Source organism: Micromonospora sp. NPDC018662 (assembly GCF_044391475.1).
Lineage (GTDB): Bacteria > Actinomycetota > Actinomycetes > Mycobacteriales > Micromonosporaceae > Micromonospora.
In genome coordinates this window covers 820,366-833,467 of record NZ_JBISAC010000003.1, presented here as the reverse complement: position 1 = coordinate 833,467, position 13,102 = coordinate 820,366, and the positions used below count along the sequence as shown (strand labels likewise).

The window sequence follows — 13,102 nt, the reverse complement described above, 5'->3', positions numbered from 1 at the left end:
GCCGGGCCCGGTCCCATGAGGAGGGGGCACCCGGGCATGACGATCGACCACCGGACCACCGTGCCGACGGACGCGCAGATCCGGGCGTTGCACGAGCGGTACGCGCCGACCGAGGAGGCGTTCCACCTCGTCTGGACGCACTGTCGGATCGTGTGCGAGGTGGCGGAGCACCTGCTGGAGCGGCACGGCGCGGGCCTCGACGTCGCCCTGGTGCGGGCCGGCAGCCTGCTGCACGACATCGGCGTCTACCGCCTCCACGACGCCGACGGCCGGTTCGACGAGGCGAACTACGTCCGGCACGGCGTGCTCGGCCACGCGCTGCTGCGGGAGGCGGGCCTGCCCGAGACGCTCGGCCGGTTCTGCTCCCGGCACACCGGGGTGGGGATCACCCGCGAGGACGTGCTCCGGCAGGGGCTCCCGCTCCCGGTCGCGGACTGGACACCGGGCACCGACGAGGAAGTGCTGGTGATGTACGCGGACAAGTTCCACAGCAAGACGACGCCGCCGACGTTCGTCTCCGCCGCCTCGTACTCGGCCGCCGTGCGGCGCTTCGGCGCGGGCCAGGTCGCCCGGTTCGCGGCGCTGGTCGAGCGCTTCGGTGAGCCGGACCTGGCCGCGCTCGCCCGCCGGCACGGGCACCCGGTCGGCTAGGCCACCTCGCTCATCGGCAGCCGGTAGTCACGGACGCCGCCGCCCGCGGTCACCAGCCGCACCTCGCCGCTGCGCAGCCCGTACGTCACCGACCAGCGGGTGTGCGACTGGCGCACCGCGTCGAGCAGGCGCAGCGCCCCGGCGGCGTCGACCGTCCCGCCGGCCCGGTCCAGCTCCCGGGCCAGCACCCCGTACCGGTGGTCCTGGCGCAGCTCCCGATCCGGCACGCCGACGGCGGGCACGTTGGTCAGCGCCTGCCAGGGGCCCCGACGCTTGTCGACGCGCAGCTTCCCGTCGACGAACTCGACCACTGCGGACGCCCCGGTGGCGTCGGCGAGCAGGTAGTGCAGCGGCGGGCCGCCGTCGAAGTCCAGGTTGTACCGCTCGAACACGGCGACCGCCTCGTCCACCGTGGCCGCCGCGTCCAGCACCAGGCGCAGGATGCGCACCGAGCCGACGGTGGGCCGGCCGGCCACCGGCTCGGCCCGCGCGCCGTCGTCGGCGGCCAGCCCCACGGCGAGACCGCGCTCGTTCATCCCGTCGAACGGCAGCAGCGGCGCGTCGAGCAGCCGCCGGTCACCGGCCGGGTCGGCGGGGACACCCAGGTAGGAGATGTCCACCAGGGAGATCGAGGCGTACCCGTCGGGCGGGTCGGTGCGCAGCACCAGCGCCGGGTTCGGCTGCCAGTCGAAGTTGCGGGCGAACAGCGGCCGGTCCCGATCGGCGAGCGCGGCGAACAGCGAGCAGCCGAACGGGCTCGGCGGCGCGCTGCCGCCCACCCCGGCGGTCGGGTCGTAGTCGCCGACGTACGTCATCTCGTACAGCGGCAGGTCGTCGACCTTGCGCAGGCTGGCCAGCGTCCGCTCGGCCTGGCCCGGGTCCTGCCGGGACGCGGTCGGCGTGCCGGCGTCGGCCGGCCCGGCCGGCGCGCGACCCTCGCCGCAGCCGGCGACCAGCAGCAGCACGAGCCCGGTGGCGACGAGAGTCCTCCGCATGCCCGAGACGCTAGAAGAGACCACCGACGATGTCCATCGAGGAACCGGCCCGCGTCCGTGAAGACCTCGCCGTTGAAGCAGAGCAGGTGCCGCCCGTCGGGTGACACCCACGGCTGCGCGGACCGCTCCCGGTCCACGATCCGCAACCGGCGTACGCCGGCCAGCAGGCCGTTCTCCTGCCGGGTCTCGGTCACCTCACCGCGCGGGGCGAGCGCGGCCAGCATCCGCCGGAAGGTGGCCGGGTCGGCCTCCGGGCCGATGCTCAGCGCGATCCCGCACATCGGGTCAGCACCCCATCTCGGCCTCGTACGCCCGCCGGTAGCGCCGGCGGGCCGCGGGCGCGAGGCAGAGGTGCCAGGCCTGTCCCTCGTCGACCACGTTGACCTCGCCGGCGTCCTGCCGGGCCAGCAGCAGCCCGGCCAGGGCGGTACGCGCGCCGAACCGCTCGTACCAGTCCAGCTCGACGTCGGCGGCCCAGCCCAGGCAGTGCCCGCTGGGCACCATGGCGGCGTACCCCAACCGGCGCAGCCGGTACTGGTGCTCGGCGCTGCGGGCCAGGCTGGTCACCCAGAGCGGCGGCGTGCCGGGCCGGGTGACCGCGGCGAACTCCCGGGCCAGGTCGTTGAGGAAGGCGATCACCTCGCGGCGGGCCCGGCGGAACAGCAGGCCGGCGGTGCGCGGGCTGGCGTCCGGGCGGACCCGCCGCCGGACCGCGTGCAGCCCGCGCCCCAGCACCGTGGCGGGCTGCTCGCGGTAGCGGAACTCGAGCAGCCCACGGCGGCGCAGCCACTCCAGGTCGACCAGCTCGGTGCTGGTGCGCACCTGGTCGTCGGTGCGGAAGGTCGGGCTGTCCCGCCACCACAGCACGTCGACCCGGGAGAGCAGGAAGATCCGGACCAGGGCGGTCAGGTCGTGCGCCGAGCTGCGCGCGTTGGGCTGGTAGCGGGCCATCTCCAGCAGCAGCGTCTCCCGCGCGCCGATCAGCCCCTGCGGGGTGGCGTCGAGGACCGCCGCGATGGCCGGCTCGCGCAGCCGCTGGTCGAGCAGCACCTGCCGGGCGGTGGAGGAGGGCGCGTCGGCCAGCGCGCCCACCTCGATCAGCAGGTCCGCCACCGCCGCCCGGTAGGCGGCCAGGTCGGGCCCGGCGGCTCGCGGGTCACCGGGCGGCAGCCGGCGGGCGGGAGCGGTGGACGCGGCGGCGGGGCCGGGCTGGCGGCCGGGGCTACGGCTGGGCACTCGCATGGTCTCCGTCCCCTCTCGGCAGGACACGGCGTAGTCGAACCTGCACTCAAAGTAATGGGACGAGTGGGTGGCGCCGGGACCAATCCCCCCGAACGTGCCCGATCAGGTGCCGGGCCGGCCCGCCAACGCCTGCACGTCGGCGTACCCGGGGGTCGGCGGCAGGCCGGGCTCCCGCCCGGCCCGGGCCGCGTCGGCCAGGTGCAGCGCCGCGCCGAGGGCCGCGCGGAACAACAGCGAACCGGTGCTCACCCGGGCCACCCCGAGGCGGCCCAGCGTGGCCAGATCCGGGCCGCCCGGGCGGAGCAGCACGTTCAACGGCAACCCCACCTCGGACGCCAGCGTCCCGACCGCGTCGTCGGGCGCGCCGGGCACGAAGAAGCCGTCCGCCCCGGCGGCCCGGAAGACCGCCGCCCGACGCCGGGCCTCGGCCAGCGGCGACGGCACCCCACGCCACCACGCGTCGGTGCGGGCGTTGACGAAGAGACCGGGCGCCGCCGCGCGTACCGCGCTGATCTTGGCAGCGGTGAGCGACGCCGGGGCCAGCCGGCCGTCCGGGCGGCCGTCCTCCAGGTTCACGCCGACCACGCCGAGCGCGGCCAGCTCGCCGACGTACCGGGCCACCGCCGCCGGGTCCTCGTCGAAACCGTCCTCGACGTCGACGGTGAGCAGCACCGGCAGGCCCCGCAGCCGCCGGGCCAGGTCGAGGGTCTCGGCGCGGGTCACCCCGGTTCCGTCCGGCCGGCCGGCGGCCGCCGCCACGCCGAGGCTCGTCGTGCCGACGGCGGGGTGGCCCCGGGCGGCGAGCGCGGCGGCGGACGCGTGGTCCCAGGCGTTGGGGAGCAGCAGGGGCCGGCCCGCCCGGTGCAGGGCACGGAACGCGGCGTACCGGTCGGTCATCGGGACTCCCCGGGCGGCCCGGCGGGTGGTACCGGGCCGCGGGGATCGGTCAGGGCGGCGACGACGTCCGCGGGCCGGGTGACCACCCAGCCGTCGGGCTCGCGCACCGGGGGCCCGCAGGCCGGCGTGCCGGGCGGGGCCGTGATCGTCGGTAGGTCCATCGGCCGACCGTAGGGCGCGGACGGTTCGGCCCGGACCGAACGATCGGTGCACGCGGTGGGGAAGGTGGCGGCGTCGGTGGTACCCCGCCCCGGCACGTCGTGTGGCGCGAGGCGTCGGGGCCGAGCAGGTTCGCCGTGCCGGCCGGGCGCTCAGGCGCGGGCCGGGCCGCTGTCGCGGGAGGCGGGTCCGGTCAGGACCGCCGGATCGAGCGCCAGGCCCTCGGCGAGCGCGTCCCGCCCGGCCGGGGTCAGCCGTACCGCCCGCCCGGCGCCCCGCGCCGTCCACCCGAGGTCGCGGAAGCGTCCGCACAGCGCGGCGCCGACCGCCCCGGCCAGGTGTGGGCGCCGCTCGGTCCAGTCGAGACAGTCACGCACCAACGGTCGCCGGGCGGCGCGCAGCGGCTCGACCGGCACGCCCAGGCCGGCCAGCCAGGACATCCCGGCGGGAGTGAGCGCCAGGCCGCCGGCCCGGTCCAGCACGCCGCGGGCGAGCAGCGCGTCGTACAGCGCCACCCCGAGCCGCCCGGCCAGGTGGTCGTAGCAGGTCCGGGCGTACGCCAGGGCGGCGTCGGCGGACGCGGCGCGCAACGTGCGGGGCGGCGTGGCGGGGGCGGGGGCGCGGGCGGCCAGGTCCTCGACGAGGTGGGCGACCGACGGGTCGGCGAGCCGCAGGTAGCGGTGCCGGCCCTGCCGCTCCTCCACCAGCAGCCCGCCCCGCACCAGCCGGGTCAGGTGGTCGCTGGCGGTGGAGGCCGCCACGCCGGCGGAGCGGGCCAGTTCCCCGGCGGTCCAGGCGCGCCCGTCGAGCAGGGCGAGGCAGAAGCCGGCCCGGGTCGGGTCGGCGAGCAGCGCGGCGAGCCCGGCCAGCCCTCGGCCGTCGGCGCGGGTGGTCATCGGCCCATGCTGGCACGGGCACCGTTCGGGCGGCGCCGAAGCAAGTCTTTACAACGTTGTATCCAACGCTGTACAAACGTGTGCACCGCAGTGACCTCCGTCTACTCCGAGGCAGGCCCGATGCGACACCTCCACCGCGGCGGCGTGCTCGCCGCCGTACTCACCCTTGTGCTCGCCGGCGCGGCGCCCGCGCCCGCCGCCGGGCCCGACCGCTACCGCAACCCGGTCTCCGCCGCGTTCGCCGACACCTTCGCCGATCCGGTCGTGGTCCGTGGCGACGACGGAAGCTGGTACGCCTTCGGCACCTCCGACCCGCTGCGCGAGGGAGAGGGGCGGGCGCACCGGGTGCCCATCGCCCGCTCCGCCGACCTGGTCGACTGGACGTACGTGGGCGACGCGTTCGGCGCCGACCAGCGGCCCGCCTACGCCGCGCCCGGCTCCGCGTTCTGGGCGCCCGACGTGCGCCGGATCGGCGGGCGCTGGGTCATGTACCTGACCGTCACCGACACCACCGTCTCCGACGACACGTTCGACACCGCGGTCGGCGTGGCCACCGCGCCCAGCCCGGCCGGACCCTGGACGTTCGTCGACACGCCGGTGGTCGCCCCGCGCCCCGGCGCCGGCGGCGGCTACCTGTGGACCATCGACCCGAGTCAGCTCACCGGCGCCGACGGCCGGTCCTACCTCTACTACGGCAGCTACTACGGCGGCATCTCGGTCACCGAGCTGACCCCCGACGGACTGCGCGCGGTCGGCACGTCGACAGCGGTCGCTGTCGACAACAAGTTCGAGGGCGCCTACGCGCTGCGCCGCGACGGCTGGTACTACCTGTTCGCCTCCACCGCGAACTGCTGCGCCGGCCCGGCCACCGGCTACTCCGTCCAGGTCGGCCGCGCCCGCGACCCGCGCGGCCCGTTCGTCGACCGCGACGGCCAGCGCCTCGACGTCTCCCGGGCCGGTGGCACGCCGGTGCTGACCCAGAACGGCAACCGGTGGATCGGCACCGGTCACAACGCGGTGCTCACCGACCTGTCCGGGCAGGACTGGATCGCCTACCACGCCATCGACCGGGCCGACCCCTACCTGGACGAGCCGTTCGGCGTCAACGAGCGACCGATGCTGCTGGACCGCCTCGACTGGATCGACGGGTGGCCCACCGTCAACGCCGGCGCCGGCCCCTCCGACGGCGCCCGTCCCGCGCCGGTCACCAGCGGTCGCGTCGACGCCCGCTTCGGCACCGCCGACCTGCGCGACTGGCGGACCGGGTCCGGCACCTGGCGGGCCACCGGCGGGGTGCTGACCGGCACCGGGACGCTCGCCTCGCGTACCGGACCCGGCGGCGACCTGCGGGTCGAGACCGACCTGCGGCTGACCGGCGCGACCACGGCCGGGCTGCGGCTCGGCACGGTGGACGTCCGGGTCGGCGACGGCCGGCTGGCCGCCGGGACCGCCAGCGTGCCGCTGCCCGCCGGCACCGACCTGCGCAACCGGCACAACCTCGCGGTCGAGGTACGCGGCCGGCAGCTCGTCGCCACGCTCAGCCCGTCCCGGCTCGGCGACCCGGTCGCCCGGGTGTCGCTGCGGCTCCCCCGACCGGCGAACGGCGGGCTGGCGCTGCGCGCCGAGGGCGGCCCGGCCGAGTTCGACAACGTCAGCGCCGCCCGGCTCTACCGTCCGGTCCGGCACGAGGTCGCCCCGCCCCGGGTCGGCCCGGTGCTGCGCGACTACTCCGACGAGTTCTCGGGCGGCCTCGACCCGGCCTGGCGGTGGGTACGCCAGGACCCGGCCGCGACCGTGTCCGACGGCGCGCTGCGTTGGCCGGTCCAGGACGCCGACCTCTCCGGCACCGGCAACACCGCCGGGGTGCTGCTGCGCGACGCGCCGGCCGGGAACTACGTCGCCGAGACCAGGGTGACGCTCGACCTGGGCGAGGAGAGCGTCCGCAACTACCAGCAGGCCGGCCTGGTCGCGTACGTCGACGACGACCGGTTCGCCCGGCTGACCCAGGTGGCCATCTGGAACACCCGGCAGGTCGAGTTCGGCTACGAGCTGCCCTTCGCCGGCCAGCCGGTGTACGGCGGCAGCATCGTCGGCACCCCGGGCACCACGACCTGGCTGCGGCTGGCCCACCACGTCGACCCGGCCACCGGCGAGCACGAGTTCCGCGCCGGCTCCAGCCGGGACGGCAAGCGCTGGACGTGGGGCGCGGTGTGGACGTTCCCGGCCGACACCACGCCGCGGATCGGGCTGGTCGCCCACGGCGGCGCGACGCCGGCGGTGACGGCGGAGTTCGACTACCTCCGCTTCCACCGCTGACCGCCCCCGGGGCCGCCCCGGGCCGGGGGCGGCCCCGGGCTCAGCCGCCGGGACGCGGGCAGGCGGCGGTCAGCTCGGTGACGGTGCGGGAGCCGCCGTCATAGCTGCGGGCGGCCACGAACTCCCCGGCCGGGCGGTCCGGACCGGCGACCGCCCGGGCACGGCGGCGGTCCGCCCCCCGGAAACGCAGCGCCAGGCTCAGGTGCGGCACCCAGCGACCGGGCAGGTGCCACGGGTGCGGGCCGGACGCCCCGGCGAGCACGTCCCAGACCGCGCCGTGCAGCGCGACCAGCTGCGGCGTCGGGCGGACCAGCCAGACCAGCGGCGCGCTGCCGTCGAGGACCGCCACCCGGTCGAGCCGCACGGGCAGCGGCAACGCGGCGTCACACAGATCGGCGAGGCGCTGCTCGGCGCCGGGCGGGAACTCGTCGACCGAGGCGAGCGTCAGGTGCGGCCGGTTCGTCGGATGCGTGTTGCGGGCCAGGCTGGGCAGGCCGGCGGCGGCGAGCCGGCTCCAGGCCGCCCGCACCGTGGCGTCCAGCTCGGGTGAGCAGAGCAGTTCCACCGTCCGCACGGGATCAGGCTAGTCCCCGTCGGGGAGCGGGCACGTCCCGTACCCGGGTGCCGGCCCGTGCGGATCAGAGCCAGCCGGCCTCGCGGGCCCGCCGGACCGCCTCGGCCCGGTCGGCGGCGCCGAGCTTCTGCACGCAGGCGCTCAGGTGGTTGCGGACGGTCCCGGCGGCCAGGTGGGTCCGGCGGGCGATCACCGCGACCGGGGTGCCCAGCTCGGCCAGCCGGAGCGTCTCCAGCTCGCGCGGGGTCAACGGGCACTCGGGCAGGGTCAACGCGTCGGCGGCGAGCGCGGGGTCGACGTAGCGCGCGCCCGAGTGCACCCGGCGGATCACGTCGGCCAGCGCGCCGCCGGGAGCGCCCTTGGCGAGGAACCCGCGCGCACCGGCGGCCAGCGCCGGCCGGAGCTGGGCGGGCCGGCCGTGCCCGGTGAGGATCACCGGGGCGCAGCCGGGCAGTACGCGGGTCAGCTCGGCGGCGACCGCCACCCCGCCGGGCGGCGGCATCTCCAGGTCCAGCACGGCGACGTCCGGGCGGTGGGCCAGCGCGGCGGCCAGGGCGGCCCGCCCGTCGGCGGCGTGCGCCACCACCTCGATGTCCGGTTCCAGGTCGAGCAGCGCGGCCAGCGCGAGCCGGATCAACTCCTCGTCGTCGGCCAGCAGCACCCGGATCACGGCGTCACCGGCACGGTCGCCACCAGGCTGAACACGCCGTCCTCGGCGGACGCCCGGACCCGGCCGCCGGCGGGGGCGAGCCGGTCGGCCAGGCCGCGCAGGCCGCCGCTGAACCGGTCCGGGCCCGCGCCACGGACCCCGTCGTTGCGGACGGTCACCGTCACCAGGCCGTCCGCCCGGACGATCTCGATCCGGCACCAGCCGGCCCGGCTGTGCCGCAGCACGTTCGTGCCGGCCTCCCGCAGCACGGCGGCCAGGTCGGCGGCGACCGGGCCGGGCAGCTCGCCGTCCGGCGGCACCACCGTGCAGCGCACCCCGCTGGAGCGCAGCACCTCCCCCACCGCGACCGCCTGGTCGGCCAGGTCGACGGCGCGGTAGCCGTGCACGGCGGCGCGGACCCGGGTCAACGCGGACGCGGCGAGCCGCCGCGCCTCCGCCGCCTCCCGGCCGGCCCGGACGCCGTCCACCGGCGCCAGCCGCTCGGCCAGCTCCGCCTTCAGCGCGATCACGGTGAGGTCGTGGCCGAGCAGGTCGTGCACGTCGCGGGCGAAACGCAGCCGCTCCTCGGCGGCGGCGAGCCGGGCCCCGGCGGCCTGCCCCTGCCGGGCCTCGACCAGCAGGTCCCAGAACCACACCTGGACCCAGGTGAGCCCCGCGATGCCGGCGCCCACCCCGCCGGTGACCAGCAGCGCCGTGGACAGTGGTCCGCCGGCCCACGCGGTGACCGCGGCGGCGACGGCGACCACACCGGTCGCCGCGGCGACCGCCACCGGCGGCCGGAACAGCAGCGGTGTCATGCCGACCAGCGACGCGCCCAACCAGGCCCAGGTGGGCCACGCGCCGGCCGCCGCCGGGCCGACCAGCGGCAGGCTGAGCAACGCGGCCACCGCCAGCGCGACGTGCCGGCGGCGCCGGGCCGCGGTGGCGAGCCACGGGGTGACCGCCGCGTGCAGCACCGCGACCTGGGCGACGGTGAAGCCGAGCAGCCCGACCACGCCGAGTGCCGCCCGCACCGGGTCCGGCTCCCGGGCCAGGCCGACGGCGGGCAGCAGCACCGTGGTCCACACGTTCGTGGCCAACGACAGCAGGGTGACCCGCCGCGCCCGGCGCAGCCGGTGGTCCGCCGCATCGACCGTCATGCCCGCCGATCCTAGGGCCCCGGCCCACCGGCCGACCCGGCGGAACGTCACGGTCGAACCGTGGGTTCCGCACGGTCACCCGATGACGGATGGGCCTGCCCCGGTGCGCCCGCCCCCGGCAGGGTCGAGGCATGACGGAGTTGACGGTGGGCGTACCCCGGCCGCGGGTCGGGTGGACGCGGGCCCGGCACCTGGCCGGGATGGTCGTGGCGATGGTGGCCGGCATGGTGCTGCTCGGGCCGCTGTGGCGGGTGGGCGGGCAGGTGCTCGGCGGCGCGGACGTGCTGGCCCGGCCGGACGTGGCCGCGCTGGTGATGGCGACGGACATGTCGCTGGGCATGGTGGCCTGGATGTGGCACCGCGGCGACGGGTGGGCCGCCACGGCGGAGATGACGGCGGCCATGTACGTGCCGTTCCTCCTGCTGCTCCCGCCCTGGTGGGCCGGCCTGGTCGGCGCTCACGCGCTGATGCTCGGCGGCCACCTGCTGATGCTGCCGGCGATGGCGCTGGTGGCGCTGCGGCACGACCACGCGCCCGTCGCCGCACCGCGCCGGCATCCGGTGGCGGCGGCCGTGGCGCGACGCTGGCCGGCCGGGCTGGCGTTGCTCATGACGGCCGACCTGTGGTTCGCGCCGACGGCGGTCCCGCCCTGGACGCTGCTGGTGCTCCCGGCCGGCTACCTGGTCCTCGGCACCTGCCGGCGGCAGTGGGCCGACCGGCGGCAGCTCGCGGTCCAGCTCGCCGGGCTGGCCGGTTGGGGCGGTCTCGCGGTCGGGGCGGCGGTCGCGCCGGCGGGCGTCGCCGGCGTGCTGGTCGGCCTGGGGTGGCTCGGGCACGCCGGCTGGGACGTCCGGCACCACCGCACCGGCCGGGTGGTGCCCCGCGGGTACGCGCAGTGGTGCTCCGTGCTGGACGTCGCGGTGGGGATCACCACGCTGGTGGCCGTCCTGTCCCGGTGACCCGGCCGGGGCACGGGGCCCGGCCGGGTCACCCGCAGGGGACGGCCCGGGGTGGCGCGACGAACGTTTGCGCCGGTCGCCGCGACCCGCCTCGGGCGGTGATGAAAGGCTTGCCACATGGACGCCGCACCGACCCCGACCGACCCCGCCACCCCCGCCGACGCCGAGGACGCCACCGCCTTCGCGGATCTCGGGCTGCGCACCGAGTTGCTGGGCGCGCTGGCCGCGCTCGGCTACGAGGAGCCGACCCCGATCCAGCGCGAGGCCATCCCACCGTTGCTGGCCGGCCAGGACCTGCTGGGGCAGGCGGCGACCGGCACCGGCAAGACCGCCGCGTTCGCGCTGCCGTTGTTGCAGCGGATGCCGGCGACCCGCCCGGACGGTGACCCGGTGTCGCTGGTGCTGGTGCCGACGCGGGAGCTGGCCGTGCAGGTCTCCGAGGCGTTCCACCGCTACGGCAAGGAACTGGGCGCCCGGGTGCTGCCGATCTACGGCGGGCAGCCGATCGGCCGACAGTTGCGGGCCCTCGACCACGGGGTGGACGTGGTGGTGGCGACGCCCGGCCGGGCGCTGGACCACATCGCCCGGGGCACCCTGCGGCTGGGCTCGCTGGCCACCGTGGTGCTGGACGAGGCGGACGAGATGCTCGACATGGGCTTCGCCGAGGACATCGAGGCGATCCTGGAGCACGCCCCGGCCGGCCGGCAGACGGTGCTCTTCTCGGCCACCATGCCGGCCCGCATCGACGGGCTGGCCCGGCAGCACCTGACCGACCCGGTGCGGATCCGGATCGAGCGCGAGCGCCAGGTGGCCGGCGAGGCGCCGCGGGTGCGGCAGAGCGCCTACATCGTGGCGCGGGCGCACAAGCCGGCCGCGCTGGGCCGGGTGCTGGACGTCGAGTCGCCCACCGCGGCGATCGTGTTCTGCCGCAGCCGGGAGGAGGTGGACCGGCTCACCGAGACGATGAACGGTCGGGGCTACCGGGCCGAGGCGCTGCACGGCGGGATGAGCCAGGAGCAGCGGGACCGGGTGATGGGCCGGCTGCGCGCCGGCACCGCCGACCTGCTGGTCGCCACCGACGTGGCGGCCCGCGGGCTGGACGTCGAGCAGCTCACCCACGTGGTGAACTACGACGTCCCGTCCGCGCCGGAGTCGTACGTGCACCGGATCGGCCGGGTGGGCCGGGCCGGCCGGGAGGGCGTGGCGATCACGCTCGCCGAGCCGCGCGAGCACCGGATGCTGAAGACGATCGAGCGCGTCACCGGCCAGCGGATCACGGTCGACAAGATCCCCACGGTGGCCGACCTGCGGACCCGGCGGTTCGAGCTGACCCAGGCGGCGGTGCGGGAATCGCTGCTCGAGGACGACCTGGAGCCGTTCCGGGCGGTCGTCGAGTCGCTGACCGACGAGTTCGACCTGATGGAGGTGGCGCTCGCCGCGGTGCGGCTGGCACACGAGGCCACGCTGCCCGGCACCGCCGACGAGGAGGAGATCCCGCAGGCCGCGGTCCGCCCGAACCGGGAGGGCCGGCCCGGGTCCGAGAGCCGGGACCGGCGTGGTGGGGTACGGGCCCGCGGCGCCGGCACGGCCCAGGTCTTCATCGGCTTGGGCCGCCGGGCCGGGGTACGGCCGCAGGACCTGGTCGGGGCGATCACCGGGGAGACCCGGGTGAGCGGGCGGGACATCGGCTCGATCGAGATCGCGGACCGGTTCTCCCTGGTGGAGGTGCCGCAGGGGATGGCCGACGAGGTGATCCAGGGGCTGCGGGGCAGCACCATCAAGGGTCGCAAGGCCACCGTGCGGCGGGACCGGGACGGCGAGGGCGACGGTGGCGGCGAGCGCCGCTTCGACGGCCGGGACCGGCGCGACCGCCGGTAGGCGACCGGCCGCGCCGGATCGGCCCGACGGTGGTCGATCCGGCGCGGCGAGGTGGCGCGGTCAGGTGCAGTTGCGGACGGAGTAGACCTTGTCCCAGTTCTGCGAGCCGGTGCCGGTGGCGGTGAACGAGTTCAGGACGTTGCCGCTCTGCCCGTAGAACGTGACGGTGGGGCTGCCGGTCTGGGCGTTGACGTAGAGGCCGGCGCCCAGCCAGTTGCTCACCGTGTAGCGGGCGCAGGCGTAGAGGTCGAAGATCTCCCAGTTCGACGTGGTCGGGTCCCAGACGAACGTGCAGAGGTTGCCGGTGGCGCAGGTGGCCGGCTTTCCCGCCGCCACGTGCCGGATCTGCCGCGCGGCGGGCGAGATCGTCGGCGCCGCCGCCTGGGCACGGATCACCCGGGCGGCGGCCGGCGCGGCCGGCAGGGTGACGGCGGGGCCCCGGCCGTGCGATCCGCCCGGGTCGGCGGAGGCCGGCGCGGCCAGCGCGACGACGGCGGCGAGGACCACGCCGCCGAGCAGCGCGGCCCTGCGGACCAGAATCTGGGAGGCCGTGGTGGACATGGGGTGCCCCTTTCCGAAGACGTTTCCGAATCCGGTTCCACTTTTTGGCCGGAATCAGATAACCGCAGCTTAGGGCCGGTATCCGGGAGCAGCCAGGCCGGTTTGTCGACAGTTTCAAAAAATGCACGACGACAATGTTCCGGCCGAATTCGTCTCGCATTTCGG

The 13,102-nt window shown here is 76.7% G+C and carries 13 protein-coding genes and 1 pseudogene; 4 read left to right on the top strand and 10 right to left on the bottom strand.

Features of this window, described 5'->3' with window-relative positions; translation table 11 throughout:
• Positions 1-36 precede the first annotated feature (36 nt).
• The gene (locus ACH495_RS13350) at positions 37-651 is read left to right on the top strand and encodes an HDIG domain-containing metalloprotein (RefSeq protein ID WP_396857973.1); all 615 of its coding nucleotides are present in this window, start codon (positions 37-39) and stop codon (positions 649-651) included.
• On the opposite strand, the gene ACH495_RS13345 is transcribed toward ACH495_RS13350, so the two are convergent.
• From ACH495_RS13345 to ACH495_RS13320, 6 genes and pseudogenes are all read right to left on the bottom strand, one after another.
• Positions 648-1,646, bottom strand: a complete 999-nt coding sequence (locus ACH495_RS13345; protein ID WP_396857972.1) for a linear amide C-N hydrolase — start codon at positions 1,644-1,646, stop codon at positions 648-650. The genes ACH495_RS13350 and ACH495_RS13345 overlap by 4 nt on opposite strands.
• A 59-nt stretch (positions 1,647-1,705) precedes the next feature.
• Positions 1,706-1,927, bottom strand: a pseudogene (locus tag ACH495_RS13340) (asparagine synthetase B); the annotation flags it as partial.
• 4 nt (positions 1,928-1,931) lie between these two features.
• Complete coding sequence (locus ACH495_RS13335) at positions 1,932-2,888, bottom strand: hypothetical protein (RefSeq protein ID WP_396857971.1); 957 nt, start codon at positions 2,886-2,888, stop codon at positions 1,932-1,934.
• A gap of 102 nt (positions 2,889-2,990) precedes the next feature.
• Positions 2,991-3,785, bottom strand: a complete 795-nt coding sequence (locus ACH495_RS13330) for an isocitrate lyase/phosphoenolpyruvate mutase family protein (RefSeq protein ID WP_396857970.1) — start codon at positions 3,783-3,785, stop codon at positions 2,991-2,993.
• Complete coding sequence (locus ACH495_RS13325; protein WP_396857969.1) at positions 3,782-3,946, bottom strand: hypothetical protein; 165 nt, start codon at positions 3,944-3,946, stop codon at positions 3,782-3,784. The genes ACH495_RS13330 and ACH495_RS13325 overlap by 4 nt, the downstream gene beginning before the upstream one ends.
• Before the next feature lie 150 nt (positions 3,947-4,096).
• Positions 4,097-4,840 carry an ArsR/SmtB family transcription factor gene (locus ACH495_RS13320; RefSeq protein WP_396857968.1) on the bottom strand — a complete coding sequence of 248 codons (744 nt, stop codon included), beginning with the start codon at positions 4,838-4,840 and terminating at the stop codon, positions 4,097-4,099.
• Positions 4,841-4,960: 120 nt separating this feature from the next.
• On the opposite strand from ACH495_RS13320, the gene ACH495_RS13315 reads away from it, so the two are divergent.
• Positions 4,961-7,156, top strand: coding sequence for a family 43 glycosylhydrolase (locus ACH495_RS13315; protein WP_396857967.1), 2,196 nt, complete (start codon positions 4,961-4,963; stop codon positions 7,154-7,156).
• Between the two features lie 40 nt (positions 7,157-7,196).
• Here the strand turns inward: ACH495_RS13315 and ACH495_RS13310 are convergent, their stop codons facing one another.
• The 3 genes from ACH495_RS13310 to ACH495_RS13300 all read right to left on the bottom strand — a co-directional run bounded on the left by ACH495_RS13310 (position 7,197) and on the right by ACH495_RS13300 (position 9,539).
• The gene (locus tag ACH495_RS13310) at positions 7,197-7,730 is read right to left on the bottom strand and encodes a 2'-5' RNA ligase family protein (protein WP_396857966.1); all 534 of its coding nucleotides are present in this window, start codon (positions 7,728-7,730) and stop codon (positions 7,197-7,199) included.
• A 64-nt stretch (positions 7,731-7,794) separates the two neighbouring features.
• A complete protein-coding gene (locus ACH495_RS13305; protein WP_396857965.1) occupies positions 7,795-8,400 on the bottom strand; it encodes a response regulator in 606 nt (201 codons plus the stop codon).
• A complete protein-coding gene (locus ACH495_RS13300) occupies positions 8,397-9,539 on the bottom strand; it encodes a sensor histidine kinase (RefSeq protein WP_396857964.1) in 1,143 nt (380 codons plus the stop codon). Before ACH495_RS13300 ends, ACH495_RS13305 begins: the two co-directional genes overlap by 4 nt.
• A gap of 131 nt (positions 9,540-9,670) precedes the next feature.
• Between ACH495_RS13300 and ACH495_RS13295 the strand changes: the two genes are divergently transcribed.
• On the top strand, positions 9,671-10,498 hold the full coding sequence (locus ACH495_RS13295) for a hypothetical protein (RefSeq protein WP_396857963.1): 828 nt from the start codon (positions 9,671-9,673) through the stop codon (positions 10,496-10,498).
• 117 nt (positions 10,499-10,615) lie between these two features.
• Positions 10,616-12,376, top strand: coding sequence for a DEAD/DEAH box helicase (locus ACH495_RS13290; RefSeq protein WP_396857962.1), 1,761 nt, complete (start codon positions 10,616-10,618; stop codon positions 12,374-12,376).
• A 60-nt stretch (positions 12,377-12,436) separates the two neighbouring features.
• Here ACH495_RS13290 and ACH495_RS13285 read toward each other — a convergent pair whose 3' ends face one another.
• Positions 12,437-12,937 (bottom strand): hypothetical protein, encoded by a 501-nt coding sequence (locus tag ACH495_RS13285; protein ID WP_396857961.1) that lies wholly within the window; start codon positions 12,935-12,937, stop codon positions 12,437-12,439.
• Positions 12,938-13,102 lie beyond the last annotated feature (165 nt).

Bases quoted from the DNA above. Each gene is read 5' to 3' on its own strand.
- ACH495_RS13350 (WP_396857973.1), top strand. From the start codon at position 37: ATGACGATCGACCACCGGACCACCGTGCCGACGGACGCGCAGATCCGG.
- ACH495_RS13345 (WP_396857972.1), bottom strand. From the start codon at position 1,646: ATGCGGAGGACTCTCGTCGCCACCGGGCTCGTGCTGCTGCTGGTCGCC.
- ACH495_RS13295 (WP_396857963.1), top strand. From the start codon at position 9,671: ATGACGGAGTTGACGGTGGGCGTACCCCGGCCGCGGGTCGGGTGGACG.
- ACH495_RS13315 (WP_396857967.1), top strand. From the start codon at position 4,961: ATGCGACACCTCCACCGCGGCGGCGTGCTCGCCGCCGTACTCACCCTT.
- ACH495_RS13330 (WP_396857970.1), bottom strand. From the start codon at position 3,785: ATGACCGACCGGTACGCCGCGTTCCGTGCCCTGCACCGGGCGGGCCGG.
- ACH495_RS13320 (WP_396857968.1), bottom strand. From the start codon at position 4,840: ATGACCACCCGCGCCGACGGCCGAGGGCTGGCCGGGCTCGCCGCGCTG.
- ACH495_RS13300 (WP_396857964.1), bottom strand. From the start codon at position 9,539: ATGACGGTCGATGCGGCGGACCACCGGCTGCGCCGGGCGCGGCGGGTC.
- ACH495_RS13290 (WP_396857962.1), top strand. From the start codon at position 10,616: ATGGACGCCGCACCGACCCCGACCGACCCCGCCACCCCCGCCGACGCC.
- ACH495_RS13335 (WP_396857971.1), bottom strand. From the start codon at position 2,888: ATGCGAGTGCCCAGCCGTAGCCCCGGCCGCCAGCCCGGCCCCGCCGCC.
- ACH495_RS13285 (WP_396857961.1), bottom strand. From the start codon at position 12,937: ATGTCCACCACGGCCTCCCAGATTCTGGTCCGCAGGGCCGCGCTGCTC.
- ACH495_RS13325 (WP_396857969.1), bottom strand. From the start codon at position 3,946: ATGGACCTACCGACGATCACGGCCCCGCCCGGCACGCCGGCCTGCGGG.